Raw genomic sequence first — 19,683 nt, 5'->3', positions numbered from 1 at the left:
ACACGTCGTGAGAGACATCAAGGTACTGGGCCCGGGCTGCGCCCGCTGCAAGACGACCGAGGAGATGGTCAAGGCCGAAGCGGCAAAGCTCGGCGTTGACGTGACCGTGGAGAAAATCACCGACTACGAGGCGATCGCCAAATTCGGAGTCATCTCGACGCCGGGCATCGTCATCGACGGCAAGGTCGTCCATGCCGGTGGCCTGCCAAAGACGGATGACCTTCAGCGCTGGCTCCAGGCGTGACGCCGGGAAACGCCGCTCGGAGGATTAGCGAACCGCAATCCACCGACTCGAACATAACGTACGCGTGCGAATGGTGGATTACGCCGGGGACCACCCGGCGCGCAGCCGTCGGCTCATTCACCGACGCATCTCGCCACTCCCTCACGCCCTCTTCCCGCCCCGTTTGGTGATCGGCGCGTTGCGGCGCTCGCGCTTGCCCCGCGCGATCTCGGTCGCCAGTGCGTCCAGCTTGGGCTCCCAGAAACTCCTGAACTGACCGATCCACGCATCCACCGCGCGAAGGCCCGCAACATCGACCGAATAGAGGCGCCTTTGCGCCTCCGCCCGAACGTTGGCAAAGCCGCACTCTCGCAACACCTTCAGATGCTGCGAGACCGCCGCCTGGGTGATGCCGAACTCGGCCCCGATGGCTTCGACGACCTCACCCGACGCCATCTCCCCGGGCGCGAGCAGCTCGAGGATGCGGCGGCGGACGGGATCGGCGAGGACCTCGAAGATTTGCATCAGCTTCCTGTGCCGGGATGAGCGATGTCGGGCGGCATCTCGCCGCGATAGAACGCGATGGTGCGGTCCGAGCGCTGTTTCGCCTCGTCGGGATCGACTCCACTTGCGACATGCGCCGCGCGCCAATATTCGCCGCTCGTCGTCATGAAGTCCTTGCCCTCGGGCGAGACCATCCACGCCTCCGCCGTCTCGTGGTCGACCGACGCCCCGGTCGCAAGATATCGCTCGAGTCCCGCAAGAGCGAGGTCCCAGCCGATCCCCACCGCACCCGGGCCGAATTCATTCCAATGATCCTCGATGATCGCGGTGTGTTCAAGCGTCAAACGCGCCTGACTTCGTTCCGCGCTCAGCTTGACGTCGATCCAGCTCACAGCGCCGCCGAACTCCCATGTCGCGGCGAAATGGCTCGGCGGCGTGCAGGCCGTGATGGTGCCGCCCGCATTGCCCTTGACCTGATACCTTCCGCCGAGCTGGAGCTCTCCCTCGACCGGCGCGAACCAGCGCGGAATGCGCTCTTTGCTCGTTACCGCGTCCCAGAGATCGTCGACACCAGTGTCGTAGAGCCGCGTCAGCGTGACGACACTCGCCGGCTTTCCATCCTTGTCGAAATTGCGCACCGAACGCGCAACAAGCCCCAAGACTTTGGCGACGTCGATTTCCATTACGCTTCTCCCTGGCGTTTCGCGGGTGAATATCGGCCGCCACGAATATAAGTCAATACTTATATTAATCCGTCTCGCTGCGTCAAACCGCCTCGCAGCCGGCGTGAACAAAACAGCCGTTTCGGCGTCTATCGGTGTCCCACCCCGCCAAGCCTGGCATAAGACGGAAGAACCTCATGAAAGTTCGCAAATTCGCCATCTCCGATGCTTCGCTCGAACGCTCGCCGGGACAGGACGCCGATATCTTCGTCAGCAATATGGTCGACCAACGACACGGCGGACCGATCACGATCGGCTACGGGCGCTACGCACCGAACCAGACTCTGGACGAAACGATGAAGGTCGACGATGTCATGTTCGTCATCGAGGGGAAGCTCTCGGTCACGAGCGGCGGCAGCACCGTCACCGCGGGGCCCGGCGAGATCGTCTACATGCCGAAGGGTGAGACGGTCACGATCCGCTCACACGAGCAAGGCGCCCTCACCGGCTACGTCACCTATCCACATTGGCAGGAGGCGCATGACGGCGCCGGTTAGCCGCTGACGGCCAGACCTGCTGGATTGATCATGCGGTCTGGCGTGAATGAACGAGACAATGGTTGATTTCCGCTGTCGTCGCCCGGCTTGCCGTCTTCGCTCAAGCTACGCCGGCCCGACACCGAGAGCCCGGCGAAGCCTTGGCGTAGCCGGGACCGGGCGACCCAGTACGCCGCGGCACCTCGGCTCAATCACAACCGTCTCTGGAATACTGGATCGCCCGATCGAGTCGGGCGATGACAGCGAATGTGAGGCGCGAACGTACGACGTCCTACCCGCCCGCCATCAGCGCCTTCGCCAACGCCATGTAGGCCGGCAGCGTCACGGGATCGTTGGCGGCGTTGCCCGCCATGGGATGCGATGCATAACGCGCGATCACCATTTCAGCCTTGGGATCGATGTAGATGCCCTGGCCGTGGACGCCACGCGCCATGTAGGCACCGTGTTCGTTGTGCGTCACCCACCATTGATTGCGGTAGGACGCGCCCGGCAGCGTGGTGTAGCCGGCCGGCTTGAATTTTTCGGGATCGCCGCCGCGCGCGATGTCCTCGACCACTTGTGATGGCACGATCTGGCGGCCGTTGAAGCAGCCGTGATTGCGCATGGTCTCGCCGAAGCGGGCCAGATCGCGCAGTGTCGTGGAGAGCCCGCCGCCGCCGCTCTCGGTGCCGATGCGGTCGACGTGATAGTGCGCATCCTCCTCCGCACCCATCGGCTGCCAGATGCGCTCGGACAGCAGGTCGGACAAGGTCATGCCGCTGGCGCGGCGGCAGATCCACGCGAGCACGTCGGTGTTGACGGTCTTGTAGGCAAAGGCCTTGCCGTGCTCGCCCTGCTTTGTCTGCGCCATCAGAAAATCGAAGATGGTGGTCGCGCCGTCGTAGTCCGGCGGGATCGGCGCCATGCCGTTCGCCCGCCGCAGGCCCCAGACATCAGAATTCTTGTCGGTATAGACTTCGGTGTAGAGAAGCCCCGTGGTCATATCCATGACCTCGTGCACGCGCGCGTCCCCGAACGCGCTCGTCTTCAGCTCGGGTACGTAGTCGGTGACCGGCGCCTGCGGATCGATCCTGCCTTCGGCGACCAGCATGCCTGCGAGCACGCCGGTGAACGATTTCGTCACGGACATCGCGATATGCGGCTTGTGCGGCTTCAACGCACCAAAATAGCGCTCGTAGATCAGCTTGCCCCGATGCAGCACCGCGATGCCGTCGGTGTAGGTCTCCTCCAGCATCTTTTCAAAGGTCATGGGCCGGCCATCCATCGTGGTCGAGGCGACCGCGCCGATGTCATGCTCCGCGCGCGGCAGCACCGACGTCGGCCCCGCCCCGCGCCAGACGTTCACCGTCGGCACGAGCTGGCGGATGTTGGACCACGCCCAGCGCAGCTCGGGGAAGCTGCGGAACGAGCCGTCCTGGAAGGTGATGGTGCGGTCGGACGATGGGGGAAAACCGCGCATCCAGCCGAGGGAGTTGGGGTCGGTGGAGGTGGCGAGCTGTTGGCTGGGCGCGATCGCTGTGGACATGCAAGGTAGCTCCGGAGAGGACGACGCGGATGTCGTATCACGGCGGAACGTGACGGACATCCGACGTTTGCGCCGGGTCCCTGCGCGCCGATCAGGACGGCGCAGCGCAAATCCGTTTCACCACCGCGCTGTCGCACTCCCGAGCACGGTCCGTCCCTGCGTGAAGGAGCAGGTCCCGGCGTTGCAGATCGGCACGCGTTCATCCGACAGGTTCCGCGCATTCACGGCGAGCCGCATGCCGCGATAGTCGTAATGCGCCCCCGCATCGAACGCCATGATGGCGGGATTTCTGATCGTGTTGACCTCGTCCGCCCAGGTCTGCCCGATCCAGCGCGCACCGGCACCGATGCCAAAGCCTGCAAGCGGGCCGGTCTGCCAGGTGTAGTCGAGGAAAATCGCGGCCTGCTGCAACGGCACGCCGATCGGCACCTTGCCGAGATCGAGGCCATTGCTGCGCGTGACGGTCGCATCGGTGTAGCTGTAGGACGCGATGCCCTTGAGTCCCTCGGCCAACGACAGCACGGCTTCGAGCTCCGCGCCGCGCGATCGGACTTGGCCGGTCTGCACCGAGAAGGTGGGAAAGGCCGGATCGATGGTCAGCACGTTGTCCTTGGTCAGGTTGAACCAGGTCGCCGTGAAGTAGCTATTCCAGCCGAGAGGTTGATATTTGATGCCGGCTTCGAAAGATTCACCCGTTGTCGGCGCGAACGGCGTGCTGCCGCGCTGTGGGGCCGTCGTGCCGGTCAGCGGCAGAAACGACGTCGCATAGTTCACATAAGGAGCAAGGCCGGACTCGAACAGATACAACAATCCGGCGCGGCCGGTGAACTTGCCGGGCGCGCTATCGCTCGTCACGCCCGTAAGGTCGTTGCGGTTCGACAGCGCGGCAAAGTCCTGCCGGCCGCCGATGGTCAGCCGCCAGCCACCCCAGGCCATCTGATCCTGTGCGTAGAGCCCGACCTGGCCGAGCGTTTGGCTGTTGGCGCTCATCAGCCCCAGAGGGGTCGTCGGCGCCGAGTTGCCATAGGACGGATTGGTCAGATCGAGCGACGGCGCCAGGCCCGCATAATAGTCAAGCGTCGTGCCTTGCCGGAAATAGTCGACGCCTGCGAGCACCGTATGCTTGACCGGACCTGTGACCAGCTTGGCCTCGATCTGATTATCGACGTTGAACGTGTTCAGCCACTCCCGGAACGTCGCACCATAGCGGTTGAGCGTGCGCCCGTCGGGCGAGAGGCTGAGAGCATCGACCATGTTGCCCTCGAACGACACGTGCCCGATTCGGACATGCTGCCGGAAGGCCAGCGCCTCATTGATGCGATGGTCGAGCCTGTATCCGATCGAGGTTTGCCATTGCGTAAGCGCGTCGAATGCGGGGTCGCCGAGACGAATATTGGTGACCACGCCCGTCACCGGGTTGCGCAGATAATACGGCCACATCGAGGTCTTGCTGCGCTCATACTCGGCCAGCACGGTGAGTGTCGTATCCTCACCCAGCTTGGCGGTAAAGCTCGGGGCGAGAAACACGCGGTCATCCCAGGTCCCCGGGATTTGCGTGCCGCTGTCACGCACCAGGCCGGTGAAGCGGTAAAGCAGCTTGTCGTTGTCGAGCGTTGGCCCGCTGAAGTCGAACCTGCCCTGATAGCGATCGAAATTTCCGATATCGAGGCCGACCTCATTGAACCGCTTATCGAGCGGCATCTTGCTCACATAGTTCACCATGCCGCCGGCTTCGTTGGCGCCGTACAGCACCGATGACGGACCGCGCATCACCTCGATTCGCTCGGCTCCGTAGGGTTCGTTGCGAAAATAGGCGAACGAACCATTGCCCTGCCGCAAGCCGTCACGATAATTGCCATACACGTTGGCCGCAAATCCCCGGATCAGAAACTGATCATAACGGGGATCGAAACCGTAGGGCTGCGTCTGCACACCGGCCGTGTAGGCCAACGCCTCGCCGACCGTTCGCGCACCGGTGTCGCGGATCTGATCTTGCGTCACGACCGAGATGGACTGCGGCGTCTCGATCAACGCCGTGTTTGTCTTGGTGCCGGTGGCGCTGCGCGTCGCGACGAAGCCCTGCACGGGACCGATCGCGCTCTGCAGCGTCGGGGCCGATGCCGGAGCTCCCGCCGCAAGCTGTGCTGGCCGTGGTGGATTGGCGCGTTGGGGCGGTCGCCGCACGCTGCTTGCGGCTCCAGCTCGCGCGGCTTGCGCGCGGCGGGCCTGCGCCGGAGCTTCAACGGTCACTGGAGGTAGCTGAGCTTGAGCGTAACTCTTGCCGTCAAAGCCTGCATCCAACACAAACAAACTGCAGGTCGCGAGAAAACCACGCCTCACGGCATTCAAACCCAGCATTCCAATCCCCGGTTAGAGAACAAGCTCAGCTGCTGACTTATGGGCACACGGAGACGGGGAAGCGAAGTTGAATGGGTCTAAACAATGCTCTCTCGTCGCGACTGTGACATAGTTGCGACTCCGGTGCTGCAAGCGCAGCATGCGCCAAGTTGCACGTCGCGCCTGCTTCGGGAGAATTCACGGGCGCCACGCGGAATAATCCGTGACAGCCGATGCGACAACCTCATCCGGCTTCCGCGCCAACGCATCCATCTGCGTCAGACAATCAGGTCGGCGGCAATTCACCGAAAAGATCGAGCACGGGTACGCCGAGCGGCTCGAAGTGCCTGACGTTGCGGGACGGGATCGTCAGCGTATGCTGGCGCGCTGTGGCAGCAATGATGATATCGGCAAACCCCGGCGCATGCCCCTGCCCGCGAGCCCGATCCGATAACTCTTCCGCAAGCGGCGCAGCCGCAGTGTCGAACGGATCACCTTTGATCATCGGCAGATAGGGGTCGGACGGCCCCAGTCGCCTAACCAGCCCTCGAGACCGCACGTTAGACAGGCAGCTAGAATCAACGCGCCGCGCCGCAGAACCATCGTCCAAACATTCGGCTAGCGAACAGAAGGTAGCGCCTGACGGTCAAGCTGGGACCGCCTTCCACAACCCAAACAGAGCAGGCAAAAATAGCCACCGAAAGCCGCGACGTCGGACGTATCATACGCCGCTTGTCAACTTATAGCCGAGAGATGGGTGGCCTGCCGATCCTGCGCGCCACCCAATCCTCATCCCGCCTTCAGCAGCCATCGAATCGGCAGCGCAATCACGAAGAGCGTGGCCACACCTGCGGCCCACAGCGCAACGAACCATAGCCACTGCCGCCAGGCGCGAGACACCCGCGGCATCAGTGATAGCCCTCGCCGTGCCGCACCTTGCCGCGAAACAGCCAATAGACGTATCCGGTATAGACGAGGATTACCGGCACCAGCACCGCCGCGCCGACGAGCAGGAACAACTGGCTGCTGGGATGCGTGGCTGCCTGCCAGATCGTGATCGAGGGCGGCACGATCATCGGCCACATGCTGATGCCCAGCCCGGCATAGGAAAGCAGGAAAAAGCCGAGCGCGCACAGGAACGGCATCCCATCCTCGCCCTTTGCGAGCGCGCGATGAAAGCGCCATGCCAGCAGGACCAGAAGGATCGGCACCGGCGCTGCGTAAAGCATGTTCGGCAGCGTCAGCCAGCGCTCGCGAAACGCCGCGCTTTGGACGACCATCATCAGTGATATGAGGGCGATGAAGCTGAGTGTCGCAAACCCGAGAACGCGTGCGTAGTTGCGGCAGCGTGACTGAAGCGCTCCTTCGGTCTTCCATATCAGCCAGCATGCGCCGAGCAGGCCGTAGCCGACGACGAGGGCAACACCGGTCAGAATCGAGAACGGTGTCAGCCAGTCCCACCAGCCGCCGGCGTAAGCACGCCCCTCCACGCGGATGCCCTGCACGATGGCGCCAAGGCAAACGCCCTGGAGGAACGCCGCGGCAAAGCTGCCCCAGGAAAAGGCGCGGTCCCACCATACTTCACCGGCGGATGTGCGGGCCCGAAACCGCATTTCGAAGGCCACCCCGCGAAACACCAATGCGAGCAGCATCAGAATGAGCGGCATGTAGAGTGCGGGAAAGATGGTCGCATAGGCCAGCGGAAACACGGCGAACAATCCGCCGCCGCCCAGGACGAGCCAGGTTTCGTTGCCATCCCAGACCGGTGCCACTGAGTTGACCATGACATCGCGGTCGGCTCTCGCCGCCTCGGCCGGGAACAGGATGCCCACGCCGAGGTCGAAGCCGTCCATCACCACGTAGAGCAACACGGCCGTGGCAATCAGCAGCGCCCAAATCAGTGTGAGGTCGATGCTCATGGACTGATCCCCGCCTGCCTCGGTTCTGCTCCGTGCGTCCCACGACTAACCAGGCCTGGCGCCGGCGTGATGCCCGCCGTACGCACCGGCTGGCCTTGAGGCGGTCCGTGCTCGCCGGCTTCAGGCGTCTGGCGGAAGAGGTGAAACAGATATGCGATACCCGCGCCGAACACGACGAAGTACACGACGACGAATGCGGCGAGTGATGCAGCGACGGCCGGCGCGGCAATCGGCGCGACGCTGTCCGCGGTCCTCAGCAATCCATAGACGGTGAAAGGCTGTCGCCCGGCCTCTGTCACCGTCCATCCAGCGGTCACCGCAATCAGCCCGGACGGCCCCATGGCCACGGCGAAGCGGTGTAGCCATGGCGTGTCGTAGAGCCTGTTGCGCCGGCGCAGCCAAAGCGAGGCGACGCCCAGCGCGATCATCAGAAGACCCAAGCCGACCATGATGCGGAATGCCCAGAAGACCAGTGGAATGTTGGTCGGCCATGTGTCCTTCGGGAAAGCCTTGAGCCCCTTGACCTCTCCATCGAGGCTGTGCGTCAGGTAAAGGCTCGCGAAGCCGGGGATGGCGATTTGGCCGCGGGTCACCCCGGCTCCGGCATCCGGCATGCCGAACAGGATGGAAGGCGCGCGGCGCTCGGTCTCGAAGTGGCCTTCCATGGCGGCAACCTTGGTGGGCTGGTGGTGATACGAATTCACGCCATGAAGATCGCCGATAAAAAGCTGCATCGGGGCCACGATTGCGGCCATCCACATCGCCATCGAAAACATGATGCGTGCGCGTTCGTTCATCCTGTCCCGCAGAAGGTGCCAGGCGCCCACGGCCCCCACGATCATCGCGGTCGTCAGGTAAGCCGCCGTTACCGTGTGAGCGAAGCGATAGGGGAACGAGGGATTGAAGATGATCGCGAACCAGCTCTCCGGAATGAACTGGCCGTCCGGTCCCATTGCATGCCCGGTCGGCGTTTGCATCCAGGAATTGGCGGCGAGAATCCAGAACGCCGAGAGCAAGGTGCCGCCCGCGACGAAGCAGGTCGCGACGAAATGCAGGCGCGGACCGACGCGGCCAAGGCCAAAGAGCATCACCCCGAGGAAGCCGGCCTCGAGAAAGAATGCCGTCAGCACTTCGTAGCCAAGGAGCGGTCCGAGCACCGGCGATGTCTTGTCGGCGAACACCGACCAGTTCGTGCCGAACTGGTAGGACATGACGATCCCCGACACCACGCCCATGGCGAAGGCGACAGCGAAAATCTTGAGCCAATAGCGATAGGTATCGAGATAGGCGGCGCGGCCCGTCCACAGCCACAGACCTTCGAGCACGGCAAGATAGCTCGCCAGTCCGATGGTGAAGGCCGGAAACAGGAAGTGCCAGACCACCGTGAAGGCAAACTGGAAGCGCGCAAGATCCAATGCGCTGGGCAGTAAGTCGGACATAGCTCCGCCCCCGTCATCAAGTGCGGCCCGCAGCTAACGCTTTCAACTTAAGCGGGTTCCAGCTGCCTCGATCATCCGGATCCAGGGTGTAACCATTCTGCGCGCACTGTCCTTGGAGGGTATCGTCGGCAGACCATGGTCTCAAGAGGCCCGAATGTCCTACCCCCCCCTGCAGCCGGCGAGCTGCGATTGAGTTCGACGCGCAGCTGCGCGCTCGCGGGGGCGAAGCGCCGCTGCCGAGCATCGTTCGATCCTAAGCCGACGCCGGTCTCTGCACGTTTGGCGGTGGCGCCGCATCATCGGCGTCTGGATCCCGGCCCTGACTCCTGTCGAGTTGTCGCATGACCGGCGTGACAGTCAGTCCGTGAAGCAGAATCGACAACAGCGCCACGAGGCCAACGATAGCCCACATCCGCTCACCGTCGGCCATCTCCATATGGTTGAGCCCATAGGCCAGATAGTAGAACGAGCCAACACCTCGGATTCCGAAAAAGGCCAGCGTCATCTTCTCCGAAAAGCGGGCCTTGAACCCGGCCAGCGCAATTAAGCCGCCGATCGGCCGGATGATGAGCAGCATCGCCGCCGCCGCCGCCACGTCCACCAGCTGTAGCGGGCGCAGCAAACCGCTGACCAGTGCCCCGCCGAACAGCAGCAGCAGGACCATCATGGCTAGCCGCTCGACCTGCTCGGTGATGTCGTGCATTTGTCGGTTGAATTCGTGATCGCGGTGCGATCGGCGTAGCGTCAGTGCGGTGACGAAAACGGCAAGGAAGCCGTAGCAGTGGATCAGTTCGGTCACACCGTAGGAAACGAACGTGGCCGCGATCGCGATGAGACCGTCTCCCGTCTTCGACAGCTTCGTGTCGCTGGTAACGTGGAAGGTGAGCCAGCCGAACAGCCGACCAATGAGCCAGCCGCCGATGAGGCCGGCGCCAATCTCCCACAGCACATTGTGGAGCAGCCACTGCCCGGCCCAGGGTTCCCCCGTTGCCGTCGCCAAACTGAGGGCGATCGCAAGATTCACGAACGGGAAGGCGAAGCCGTCGTTCAAGCCTGCCTCGGATGTCAGCCCGAAGCGAACCTCATCCTCTTCCCCGGTCTTCGGAGGCCCGACCTGAACGTCGGATGCGAGCACCGGATCGGTCGGCGCCAGGCTTGCCCCCAACAGCAGTGCTGCGATCCAGGACAGGCCCAGCAACCACCCTCCCATTGCCGTGATTGCGAGGATTCCAATCGGCATTGTGATCGCCAGCAATCGCCAGGTGACGCCCCACTTCCGCCAACTGAACGGGCGATCGAGCTTCAAGCCGGCCCCCATCAGCGCAATGATCACAACGAACTCGGTGAAACGCTCGGTGAAGTCGGGGTAATCGAGCGGCAGCGGCCGAAACGTGACTGCCGGCAGCGAGAAGATCGCAGCTCCGATCCCGATGCAGACGATCGGCAGAGACAGGGGCAGCCGCTTTAGGACGAGTGGTAGCCAGGCGACCAGCGCGATCAGCAGGCCCGCTCCCGTCAGGATCAGAATGTATGGCTCTGGGGCTAAGGAGGAGACTTGCACCGTCCTTCAACGCCGCAGAGCTCTGAACAGTTCACACGGGGATTGGGATTCTGTGGCCCGTCGAGCCCTATCGAGCATTTTCGGCGAGCCGGCGCAGCAGCTGCGTGGTCTGGAAAAGCCGCCCGATAAGTCACGGCTTCAGGATGCGGACCATCCTCGATCGACTGCTCAGCTCGACGCGGCAGCCACCTTGCTCCGGAGGATCGTTTTCATCGCTTTGCCCTTGGCGAGTTCGTCGACCAGTTTGTCGAGATACCGGATTTCGCGCATGATCGGTTCTTCGATATTTTCGACGCGGACGCCGCAGATCGTGCCCGTGATGAGCGAACGCGAGGCATTCATGCGAGGGGCCTGAGCGAAGAAATCCTCAAAGGAGGTTTTCTTGGCGAGTTCCTTGTCCAGTGTCTTCCGCGTATGGCCGGTCAGCCAGCAGATGATCTCATCGACCTCCGCCTTCGTGCGCCCCTTCTTCTCTGCCTTCGCGACGTAGTGCGGATAGACGCTCGCAAAACTCATCATGTAAATTTTGTGCGCCATGCGTCCTCGAAGGGCTTTTCCCTACTCCCACTCAATCGTCCCAGGCGGCTTGCTCGTAACGTCATACACCACCCGGTTCACGCCCTTCACCTCGTTGATGATGCGCGTGGCGGTCTCTCCTAAGAACTTCATGTCGAACTGGTAGAAATCGGCGGTCATGCCGTCGGTCGAGGTGACGGCGCGCAGGCCGACCACATAATCATACGTGCGGCCGTCGCCCATGACACCGACCGTCTTCACCGGGAGCAGCACGGCAAAGGCCTGCCAGATCTCGTCGTAGAGGCCGTGCTTGCGGATCTGGTCGATGTAGACGGCATCGGCCTTGCGCAGGATGTCGAGCTTGTCGCGGGTGATATCGCCAGGGCAGCGGATGGCGAGGCCCGGGCCGGGGAACGGGTGGCGGCCGACGAAGATTTCGGGAAGGCCGAGCTCGCGCCCCAGCTTGCGCACCTCGTCCTTGAACAGCTCGCGCAGCGGCTCGACGAGCTTCATGTTCATGCGTTCAGGCAGGCCGCCGACATTGTGGTGCGACTTGATCGTGACGGAAGGTCCGCCGGTAAAGGAGACGCTCTCGATCACGTCAGGATAGAGCGTACCCTGCGCGAGGAAATCGGCGCCGCCTATCTTCTTGGCTTCCGCTTCGAACACCTCGATGAAGAGGCGACCGATGGTCTTGCGCTTGGTTTCGGGATCGGTGATGCCTTCGAGCTCGCCCAAGAACTGCTTCGAGGCGTCCACGTGCACGAGCGGGATGTTGTAGTGGTGGCGGAACAGGTCGACGACCTGCTCGGCCTCGTTGAGCCGCATCAGGCCATGATCGACGAACACGCATGTGAGCTGGTCGCCGATGGCTTCGTGGATCAGCACGGCTGCGACGGCGGAATCGACGCCGCCGGAGAGGCCGCAGATCACCCTGCCCTTGCCGACCTGCGCGCGGATCTTTGCGATCTCCTCCTCGCGGAAGGCGCGCATGGTCCAGTCGCCGGACAGGCCTGCGATCTTGCGCACGAAATTGCGGATGAGCTGGGCGCCGTCGGGCGTGTGCACCACTTCGGGGTGGAACATCAGGCCGTAATATTTGCGTGTCTCGTCCTGGATGATCGCGAACGGCGCGTTCGGCGAGGTGCCGGCGACGGAGAAGCCCGGCGGCATCTTCGTAATGCGGTCGCCATGGCTCATCCAGACCTGGTTCTTGCTGCCTGACGACCAGACGTCCGCGAACAGCTGGCTCTCGGCCTTGACCTCGACATCGGCGCGGCCGAACTCGCGGTGATGGCCGCCCTCGACGGTGCCGCCGAGTTGGGCCGCCATGGTCATCTGGCCGTAGCAGATGCCCATCACGGGCACGCCGGAATCGAAGATGGCTTGCGGCGCGCGGGGCGAACCGGCCTCGTGCACCGATTCAGGGCCGCCGGAGAGGATCACCGCTTTCGGCTTCATCTCGTTGAAGGCGGCTTCGGCCTTGTTGAACGGGACGATCTCGCAATAGACGCCGTCCTCGCGCACGCGACGCGCGATCAGCTGCGTCACCTGGCTGCCGAAGTCGACGATGAGAATCTTGTCGTGCGCCGAGGCCACCGAGGGCGTCGACGCGGAGCGGTCGTTCTGTGCTGCTGTCATGGCCAGCAAATACGCTGGCGCGGCCCGGCCCGCAACCGCGGTAGCTGCGCGCCCACATGCTTCTTTGAGCATGGACAAACGGATATAGGTAAGTAATATTGACCCATTATGCTCCGCTATCAAACAGGGGCGATCAGGGAGAACGCTTGTGCCACAGTACCACCAGCCATCGACGCTCGCCGCCCTCGGCCGGACCTGGATCGAGGCCTGGAATTCGCGCGACCTCGAGCGCGTGCTCACGCTCTATGACGAGGCGGCCGTGATGACCTCGGACCGCATCCCGGCGCTGGGGTTCGACGCCAGCGGAACGTTGTGCGGCAAGGACGCCTAGCGCGCCTATTGGGGCAAGGCGCTCGGGCTCGTGCCGGAACTGCACTTCTCGCTGATCGAATTGTTTGTGAGCCCCGACAGCGTCGTGGTGTTTTACGCGAATGAGCGCGGGAAGAAGATCTGCGAGTATCTGCGCGTCGATGCGGCCGGAAAGATCGTGCAGGGATCGGCGAACCATCTGGCGGAGTGACGATCACCGCTACTCGATTGTGACACTATGACGAAGGCCGGCGCCGCGCACCGCGCGCGGCCCTGCGACCATCCGCGCGCCTCGACTTAATGCGAGGCTTTTGATAATCTCTACCATTGATTGAATTTCGTTTTTCATCCCCGGGAGATTTTCATGAAGCTCGCATCCTTCAACGTTGAAAACCTTTTCATGCGCGCACGTGCGCTCAGCGGTCCCGGCTTCTCGGAGGAAGGCAGGACCATCCTGAAGGCGCAGGCCGACATCAACGCCATCCTCGGCAAGGACAAATACACTGCGAACGACAAGAAGAAGATCGTCGAGCTGCTGGGTGTGCTCGGCCTCAAGAAGTCGGACGAGAACAAATACGCGATCCTGCGCCAGAATCGCGGCCATCTCGTCAAGCGACCGCAAAGCGGACCGATCCAGGTCGTTGCAGACGGACGGGACGACTGGATCGGATGGGTCGATCTGACGGTGGAGCAGGTCAACGAAGAGGCAACACGCAACACTGCGCGGGTCATGAAGGAGATCGATGCGGACGTGCTCGGCGTGGTGGAAGCGGAAAGCCGGCCTGCCCTCGTCCGGTTCTGCAAGGACGTGATGCCCTCCGTCGAGGCAACGTCCTACGACCACATCATGCTGATCGACGGCAATGACGACCGCGGCATCGACGTCGGCCTCATGACCAGGAAGAAATTCGATATCGTCTCGATCGCGAGCCACGTCGATGACGAGGACGAGGACGGCCTCATCTTCAGCCGGGATTGCGCGCAATTCGAGATCCAGACGGCGGCGGGAAATTCGCTCATCGTCCTCGCCAATCACTTCAAGAGCAAGGGATTCGGCTCCCAGGCGACGTCGAACACCAAGCGCAAGCGTCAGGCCTCACGCACCGCGACCATCTATCGCCAGCTCCGCCAGAAGCATGATTTCATCGCGGTGATCGGCGACCTCAACGACACGCCGGACAGCGATCCGATGAGCCCGCTGTTTCATCAAACCGGGCTGAAGGACATCAGCGAGCTCGACGGGTTCGAGGATGGCGGCCGTCCCGGCACGTTCAAGAACGGCACCGCGTCGAACAAGATCGACTACATCCTGCTGTCACCGGCCCTGTTCGACAAGGCGACCGCCGGCGGCATCTTCCGCATGGGCGTCTGGGGCGGCAAGAACGGCGACTTGTTTCCTCATTTTCCGACAATCACCAGGGAAATCGAGGCCGCCTCCGACCATGCCGCAATCTGGGCCGAGCTCGACATCTAGCAGCACGTCCATCGGCGCCAGCTCCTTTTGGCCGGCGCTGACGGCTTGCGACTCTCGCGTTTGCAGCTATCAGGGAGACTGCACAACCGCACTGACCGGATTCTCCCGCATGAAACTCCCCGCCTCCCCCTTCACCGTCACAGACTGGAGCAAGGTCGAGGCGACCACGCACCCCGGCGAGAGCGGACAGGCGTTGTGGCGCACGCTCAATATCGGCGACCTCCGGGTGCGGATGGTGGAGTATTCGCCGGGCTACCTGGCCGACCATTGGTGCGATCGCGGCCACGTGCTCTTTGTGCTGAAGGGCGAGATCGACAGCGAGCTGCGTGACGGGCGCACATTCAAGCTCACGGCGGGCATGAGCTACCAGGTCTCGGATTTCGGCGACGCCGCGCACCGCTCCTCCACCGCGACCGGCGCCACGCTCTTCATCGTGGACTGACATGCACCCGACGGTGACTTTGCACCGCAAAATAGAAAAGTCGCGTGAGATCCCGGGCCACGGGTGGTGCCTTGAACTGGCCCCAAATTCTCGCTATATTGTGATCATCGATCTTGGCCGAACGACTGGGCCGCTTCGCTTCGTTGCTGACGGGCGCGCACGCTTCAGATGACTTCTCCAAACATCGACTGAACAGGGCTATGGGCGCAATGCTGCGTACCGGTCCACGTGCGTACTCTCTCTAACTAACTAAAGGAAATTCCCATGGCTATGGGCACCGTGAAGTGGTTCAACACCCAAAAGGGTTATGGTTTCATCCAGCCGGACGACGGCCAGAAGGACGTGTTCGTGCACATCAGCGCCGTCGAGCGCGCTGGCCTCTCCTCCCTCAACGAGGGCCAGAAGGTCTCGTTCGACATCGTCGCCGACCGCCGCAGCGGCAAGTCGTCGGCTGACAATCTCCGCGTCGGCTAACGCCCGCGCAGCGTTCTGACCACGGACGTACCGGCAGAACGTCAGAGCTCCAAGGCCCCGCGACCGGGATCCGGTCGCGGGGCTTTTGTTTTTTTGCCGTCATTCCGGCGTGCCCGCAAGGCGAACCCGCAATGACGGAGGTAAGCGGTTAGCGTCGTAGGGTTGGCAAAGGCGTGCTCTTTGCGCCGGCGACCACCACCTTTCAGCAATGGGCAAAATCGTGGGCACGCTTCGCTTTGCCGACCTACGAGACCTTCTTCAACACCGAGACGAAAAACCCGTCGGTTCCCGTGCGGCGCGGCGTCAACAGCCAGCCCTCGTCCGATCGGAGCGCCGCCTCCGCGAAAGCCTCCGCCTTGTCCCAGAGCACACTTGCGGTCTGCTCGGGCGGCGTCACCGAAAACTCGGGGTGGCGGCCGACGAATGCCCTCACCTGCTCGCCATTCTCTTCCGACAGCACCGAACAGGTGATGTAGGCGATGCGGCCGCCGGCCTTCACCAGTGGCATCGCGCGCTCCAGCACCTCAGCCTGGTCACGCAGGCGGATCTCCAGCGCGCCCGGCCGCATGCGCCATTTGGCGTCGGGATTGCGGCGCCATGTTCCGGTTCCCGTGCAGGGCGCATCGATCACGACGAGGTCGGCCGTGCTGCTTATATCGGCCAGCGGATCGGCGTCGCCCTTGGGCGTGCGGACATCGGCGTTGTGGACGCCGGCGCGCGACAGCCGTTCGTAGATCGGCGCGAGCTGGCGCTTGTCGCGATCGGTCGCGATCAGCCGGCCCTTGCCCTGCATCAGGGCGGCGAGCGCCAGCGTCTTGCCGCCCGCGCCGGCGCAGAGGTCGATCACCTGCTCGCCGGGCTTTGCCGCGGTGAATTGGGCCGCAAGCTGCGATCCCTCATCCTGGACCTCGATTCCACCCTTGATGAAAAGCTCCTCGGCCTGAATGCCGGGATTGCGCGCATCGGCCGAAAGCTCGATGCGCAGACCCGTTGCCGACCATGGCGTCGGTTTCGCATGAAGATGAGCAAGCGACGCCAGCGCCTTCTCGCGATTGGATTTTAGCGTGTTGACGCGCAGGTCCAGCGGCGCCCGGCTCGCCATCGCGGCCGCCTCGGCGGCGCGGTCCTCGCCGAACACTTTTGCAAGGTGGGGATCCAGCCATTCGGGATAGTCGCCGGCGATCGCTGGCGGCGCTTCCTCGAGGGAGCGATCGCTGAGCGCCGCCTGCTCGGCCTCGGTCAGCGGCGCCGGCGCAAAGCGGCTACCGTCGAACAAGGCGTCCATCGTCGCCCCGTCCATGTTGCGCTCGAGCCGGAGCATGCCGATCAGCCTGGCACGCGCGGTGTCGGAATCCATCAGGAACGCGCTCGAGGCGTAGCGGCGCAGCACGTCCCAGACCAGGCCGGCGATGGCGGCACGGTCACCGGAACCGGCAAAGCGGTGCGCGGTGCCCCACTCCTTCAGCGCCTTGGCCGCGGGCACGCGGTCCTTCTCGATGGTGTCGATGAGTTCGATGGCTGCGGACAGCCGGGCAGCGGGGGTCATTCTCAATCTTTCAGATCAAAATCGGCGGGCAAGCGCCTAGATCAGCAACAAGAGCTTCAGGGCGAAGTAGATCCACATCGCCAGCAGCACGAGCACGCCGGCGAGCCAGACCATGGAGCGCCGGCCGAGATCGTTGGAGGAGACGAAGACCCCGGCATGGGCAAAGCGCGTCACCACGAACACCCAGGACATCAGCACGATGAAGAGATCGGCGCGGCGCAGCGGCAAGGCCAGCGCGATCAGGACATAGAACAGCACCGGCAGCTCGAACTGGTTGCGGTAGCAATTGGCGATTTGTGTGGCGCCCTTGGGCCAGTTCGGCTCGCCCAGCGCAATGTCGCGGATCTTCGTCTCGCCTGCGACCAGCGTCTTGCGGCGTGCGAGCACCATGCCGATCAGAAGCGCGAAGGTGAGCCCGATCTGGACGAAGACCGGCAGCAAGACCATTTGAACGGACATCTGAGCTTTCCCATCCGGCGGAGGTCGCCGGACCGTCCATTAGCCGCCGCTCCTCGTCCTGACAATCAACCAGTTGAACCGGCCTTCCCGGTCTTACGACCAACCACCGATCATTAAAGCGATTTCGGCCCGTTTCGAGGGCCCCAAGGCGAGACGGCGCCATGACCATCCTGACCAGCCTTTGGACCGAATCCGCCGACGGCCGGATCGGCATCCTGATGTCGGCGCTATCAGGGATCGCGATGGCGCTCGCGGTCGCGCTGGCGATGACGGTCTATTTCCGCCTGAGCTACCGGACCTGGCGGGACGTTGCCAGACATGGCCTTGGCGTGCTCGCCGCGGTCGCCCTGTTCGCCTTTGCCGCCTACGACATGCGCCATGCTGCGCTGGCCTATCTCGGCCTCAACCCGTCCAAGCCCGCGATCGAGTTCGAGATCCGCATGCCCCGGGAGATGCTGACGGCCGCGACCGACACCCAGATCGAGTTGCACACCGATCGTAACCAGACGCTGGCCTTGGTCGACGGCGTGCGCGACCTCTCCGACGGCCGCACGATGCTGCGCGGCGCGGTTGCGCTCAACCACCGCACCGCGGACCGCGTGCTGGTCGTGAACGCGCCGGGCAAAGGCATTTTCGAGTTCCGTCTCCGACTGCCGGCCGAGCCGCATCGCTCCGAGCAGTTCGGCCCCTGGCACCTCGCCGACCGCATCGCCTCGCCGCTCGCCGGCCCCGTGGCGCCGCAGGACGCGTACACGATCCGCTACCGCGTGCTTTAAACTTTGTTCGTTGCGATCCATGCCGGCGCCGTCATCGTTCCGACGCGCGACAAGGGGTAGGATGATCGCATGTCCGAATTTCGCCTGACGCAGATTTCCGACACCCATCTCGGCCGCCGCTTCCCTGGCCTCGTCGCCAACTTCCATCGCGTTTGCGAGCACATCGACGCCGACAGGCCCGACCTCGTCGTCAACAGCGGCGACGTCGCCTTCGACGGGCCGACCAGCCGCGAGGATGTCGTCTTCGCAAAAGGCCTGCATGACGCACTGCCCGTCGCGTGCCGCTACCTCCCCGGCAATCACGACATCGGCGACAATCCGACCGCGATCGGGCCGGCGCCGAAGCCGCCGGTCAGCGAAGCGCACCGCCGGCAATTCTGCGACATCATCGGCGAAGACCATTGGTCGTTCGAGGCCGCAGGCTGGCGCTTCATCGGCCTCAACTCACTGGTGATGAATTCAGGGCTCGCCTTCGAGGCAGAACAGTTCGACTGGCTGGCATCCGAGATCGCGCAGACGAACGGCAAACCGGTCGCGCTGTTCCTGCACAAGCCGGTGTTTCTCAACCTGCCCGACGATCCCGAGCTGCCTGAGACCTCGATCCGCTACGTGCCGCAGCCGGCACGGGCGCGGTTGATCGAGATGTTTGAGCGCGTCGATCTGCGTCTCATCGCCAGCGGCCACGTGCACCAGCGGCGCGATTTCAGCTACCGCCACACCCGCCATGTCTGGGCGCCATCGGCCGGCTTCGTCATCAACGACCAGCGCCAGGATCGCATCGCGATCAAGGAGGTCGGCCTGGTCGAGTATCGCTTCCGGCCCGACAGTTTCGAGGTTCGCCACGTCAGGGCCGCAGGCCAGGTCGATGTCGACATCGAAGAGCTCCTCGCCCAGATGGGCGGCGAGCATTGAGGCGCGCCGATCGACTCAAGCGACGCTCTTGAGGTCCTGCTGGATCGCGGCGAGCAAGGATTGCAGCGCCGCGCTGTTCACCGGCTTGCCCGCCAGATCATTGGCAACCGGCCGCCTGGCAGGCTGGGCCGTCTTGAGCGGACGCTTCGGGAACGGCGGCGGGGGCGGTGCCGGCACTGCAGGTCGCGCAAATTCGCCGTCCTCCTCGGAGCGCACGAACTTGCCGTGAATGACGTCGTCATGGCGGCCCATGACGAACATCGCCACCCAATAGCCGGCAGCAAGCAGGATTACACAGAAAATACCAATCTCTAACATCGCAGCACCTGAAATATGCGCGATGATTCAATGCCTTCGTCGGCGCGTCAATGAACGGACGGTCACACACGCGGCTTTTGCCATGAGGT

20 protein-coding genes and 1 pseudogene are annotated in these 19,683 nt (G+C 63.4%); 8 read left to right on the top strand and 13 right to left on the bottom strand.

All coding sequences use genetic code 11. The annotated features are described in order from the left end of the window. The first annotated feature begins 7 nt into the window (after nucleotides 1-7). Nucleotides 8-244 carry a thioredoxin family protein gene (locus ACFDR6_RS09505; RefSeq protein WP_375858128.1) on the top strand — a complete coding sequence of 79 codons (237 nt, stop codon included), beginning with the start codon at nucleotides 8-10 and terminating at the stop codon, nucleotides 242-244. A gap of 141 nt (nucleotides 245-385) precedes the next feature. On the opposite strand, the gene ACFDR6_RS09500 is transcribed toward ACFDR6_RS09505, so the two are convergent. Both ACFDR6_RS09500 and ACFDR6_RS09495 read right to left on the bottom strand, forming a co-directional pair. Continuing rightward, nucleotides 386-748 carry an ArsR/SmtB family transcription factor gene (locus ACFDR6_RS09500; RefSeq protein WP_375858127.1) on the bottom strand — a complete coding sequence of 121 codons (363 nt, stop codon included), beginning with the start codon at nucleotides 746-748 and terminating at the stop codon, nucleotides 386-388. Beyond that, nucleotides 748-1,410, bottom strand: coding sequence for an SRPBCC family protein (locus ACFDR6_RS09495; protein WP_375858126.1), 663 nt, complete (start codon nucleotides 1,408-1,410; stop codon nucleotides 748-750). Before ACFDR6_RS09495 ends, ACFDR6_RS09500 begins: the two co-directional genes overlap by 1 nt. Before the next feature lie 176 nt (nucleotides 1,411-1,586). Here ACFDR6_RS09495 and ACFDR6_RS09490 point away from each other — a divergent pair, with 176 nt between their 5' ends. After that, on the top strand, nucleotides 1,587-1,946 hold the full coding sequence (locus ACFDR6_RS09490; RefSeq protein ID WP_317239831.1) for a cupin domain-containing protein: 360 nt from the start codon (nucleotides 1,587-1,589) through the stop codon (nucleotides 1,944-1,946). A gap of 271 nt (nucleotides 1,947-2,217) precedes the next feature. Here the strand turns inward: ACFDR6_RS09490 and ACFDR6_RS09485 are convergent, their stop codons facing one another. The 8 genes from ACFDR6_RS09485 to guaA form a co-directional block, all read right to left on the bottom strand. Beyond that, the gene (locus tag ACFDR6_RS09485; RefSeq protein ID WP_375858125.1) at nucleotides 2,218-3,471 is read right to left on the bottom strand and encodes a serine hydrolase domain-containing protein; all 1,254 of its coding nucleotides are present in this window, start codon (nucleotides 3,469-3,471) and stop codon (nucleotides 2,218-2,220) included. A 117-nt stretch (nucleotides 3,472-3,588) separates the two neighbouring features. Continuing rightward, entirely contained in the window at nucleotides 3,589-5,655 is a 2,067-nt protein-coding gene (locus tag ACFDR6_RS09480) for a TonB-dependent siderophore receptor (RefSeq protein ID WP_375858124.1), read from the bottom strand. Between the two features lie 439 nt (nucleotides 5,656-6,094). Further along, nucleotides 6,095-6,313 carry a PIN domain-containing protein gene (locus tag ACFDR6_RS09475; RefSeq protein WP_375858123.1) on the bottom strand — a complete coding sequence of 73 codons (219 nt, stop codon included), beginning with the start codon at nucleotides 6,311-6,313 and terminating at the stop codon, nucleotides 6,095-6,097. A 403-nt stretch (nucleotides 6,314-6,716) separates the two neighbouring features. After that, nucleotides 6,717-7,727 carry a cytochrome d ubiquinol oxidase subunit II gene (cydB, locus tag ACFDR6_RS09470; RefSeq protein WP_375858122.1) on the bottom strand — a complete coding sequence of 337 codons (1,011 nt, stop codon included), beginning with the start codon at nucleotides 7,725-7,727 and terminating at the stop codon, nucleotides 6,717-6,719. Continuing rightward, a complete protein-coding gene (locus ACFDR6_RS09465; RefSeq protein WP_375847693.1) occupies nucleotides 7,724-9,166 on the bottom strand; it encodes a cytochrome ubiquinol oxidase subunit I in 1,443 nt (480 codons plus the stop codon). The genes cydB and ACFDR6_RS09465 overlap by 4 nt, the downstream gene beginning before the upstream one ends. A 253-nt stretch (nucleotides 9,167-9,419) precedes the next feature. After that, complete coding sequence (locus tag ACFDR6_RS09460) at nucleotides 9,420-10,727, bottom strand: cation:proton antiporter (protein ID WP_375858121.1); 1,308 nt, start codon at nucleotides 10,725-10,727, stop codon at nucleotides 9,420-9,422. Nucleotides 10,728-10,895: 168 nt separating this feature from the next. Next, complete coding sequence (locus ACFDR6_RS09455) at nucleotides 10,896-11,264, bottom strand: DUF2200 domain-containing protein (protein WP_375858120.1); 369 nt, start codon at nucleotides 11,262-11,264, stop codon at nucleotides 10,896-10,898. Nucleotides 11,265-11,285: 21 nt separating this feature from the next. Further along, a complete protein-coding gene (gene guaA, locus ACFDR6_RS09450) occupies nucleotides 11,286-12,884 on the bottom strand; it encodes a glutamine-hydrolyzing GMP synthase (RefSeq protein ID WP_317239840.1) in 1,599 nt (532 codons plus the stop codon). 148 nt (nucleotides 12,885-13,032) lie between these two features. Here guaA and ACFDR6_RS09445 point away from each other — a divergent pair. From ACFDR6_RS09445 to ACFDR6_RS09430, 4 genes and pseudogenes are all read left to right on the top strand, one after another. Further along, nucleotides 13,033-13,404 (top strand): annotated as a pseudogene (locus ACFDR6_RS09445) (nuclear transport factor 2 family protein). A gap of 153 nt (nucleotides 13,405-13,557) precedes the next feature. Then, nucleotides 13,558-14,667: an endonuclease/exonuclease/phosphatase family protein gene (locus tag ACFDR6_RS09440; RefSeq protein WP_317239842.1), complete on the top strand. Its 1,110-nt coding sequence runs from the start codon at nucleotides 13,558-13,560 to the stop codon at nucleotides 14,665-14,667. A gap of 109 nt (nucleotides 14,668-14,776) precedes the next feature. Continuing rightward, nucleotides 14,777-15,109 (top strand): DHCW motif cupin fold protein, encoded by a 333-nt coding sequence (locus ACFDR6_RS09435; protein ID WP_375858119.1) that lies wholly within the window; start codon nucleotides 14,777-14,779, stop codon nucleotides 15,107-15,109. A 264-nt stretch (nucleotides 15,110-15,373) separates the two neighbouring features. Then, complete coding sequence (locus tag ACFDR6_RS09430) at nucleotides 15,374-15,583, top strand: cold-shock protein (RefSeq protein WP_008141931.1); 210 nt, start codon at nucleotides 15,374-15,376, stop codon at nucleotides 15,581-15,583. A 244-nt stretch (nucleotides 15,584-15,827) separates the two neighbouring features. Here ACFDR6_RS09430 and ACFDR6_RS09425 read toward each other — a convergent pair whose 3' ends face one another. Both ACFDR6_RS09425 and ACFDR6_RS09420 read right to left on the bottom strand, forming a co-directional pair. Beyond that, the gene (locus ACFDR6_RS09425) at nucleotides 15,828-17,129 is read right to left on the bottom strand and encodes an RsmB/NOP family class I SAM-dependent RNA methyltransferase (RefSeq protein WP_375858118.1); all 1,302 of its coding nucleotides are present in this window, start codon (nucleotides 17,127-17,129) and stop codon (nucleotides 15,828-15,830) included. 36 nt (nucleotides 17,130-17,165) lie between these two features. After that, nucleotides 17,166-17,588: an MAPEG family protein gene (locus ACFDR6_RS09420; protein ID WP_212086591.1), complete on the bottom strand. Its 423-nt coding sequence runs from the start codon at nucleotides 17,586-17,588 to the stop codon at nucleotides 17,166-17,168. Nucleotides 17,589-17,749: 161 nt separating this feature from the next. Here ACFDR6_RS09420 and ACFDR6_RS09415 point away from each other — a divergent pair, with 161 nt between their 5' ends. Beyond that, nucleotides 17,750-18,364, top strand: coding sequence for an acriflavin resistance protein (locus ACFDR6_RS09415; protein ID WP_375858117.1), 615 nt, complete (start codon nucleotides 17,750-17,752; stop codon nucleotides 18,362-18,364). Between the two features lie 69 nt (nucleotides 18,365-18,433). Next, complete coding sequence (locus ACFDR6_RS09410) at nucleotides 18,434-19,276, top strand: metallophosphoesterase family protein (protein WP_375858116.1); 843 nt, start codon at nucleotides 18,434-18,436, stop codon at nucleotides 19,274-19,276. 15 nt (nucleotides 19,277-19,291) lie between these two features. On the opposite strand, the gene ACFDR6_RS09405 is transcribed toward ACFDR6_RS09410, so the two are convergent. Next, nucleotides 19,292-19,594, bottom strand: a complete 303-nt coding sequence (locus tag ACFDR6_RS09405; protein WP_317239846.1) for a hypothetical protein — start codon at nucleotides 19,592-19,594, stop codon at nucleotides 19,292-19,294. Nucleotides 19,595-19,683: the final 89 nt, after the last annotated feature.

This window comes from Bradyrhizobium tunisiense (genome assembly GCF_042263385.1).
GTDB classification, from domain to species: Bacteria; Pseudomonadota; Alphaproteobacteria; order Rhizobiales; family Xanthobacteraceae; genus Bradyrhizobium; species Bradyrhizobium tunisiense.
Note: the sequence above shows the minus strand (reverse complement) of the source record. Positions and strands in the feature narration are given on the sequence as shown.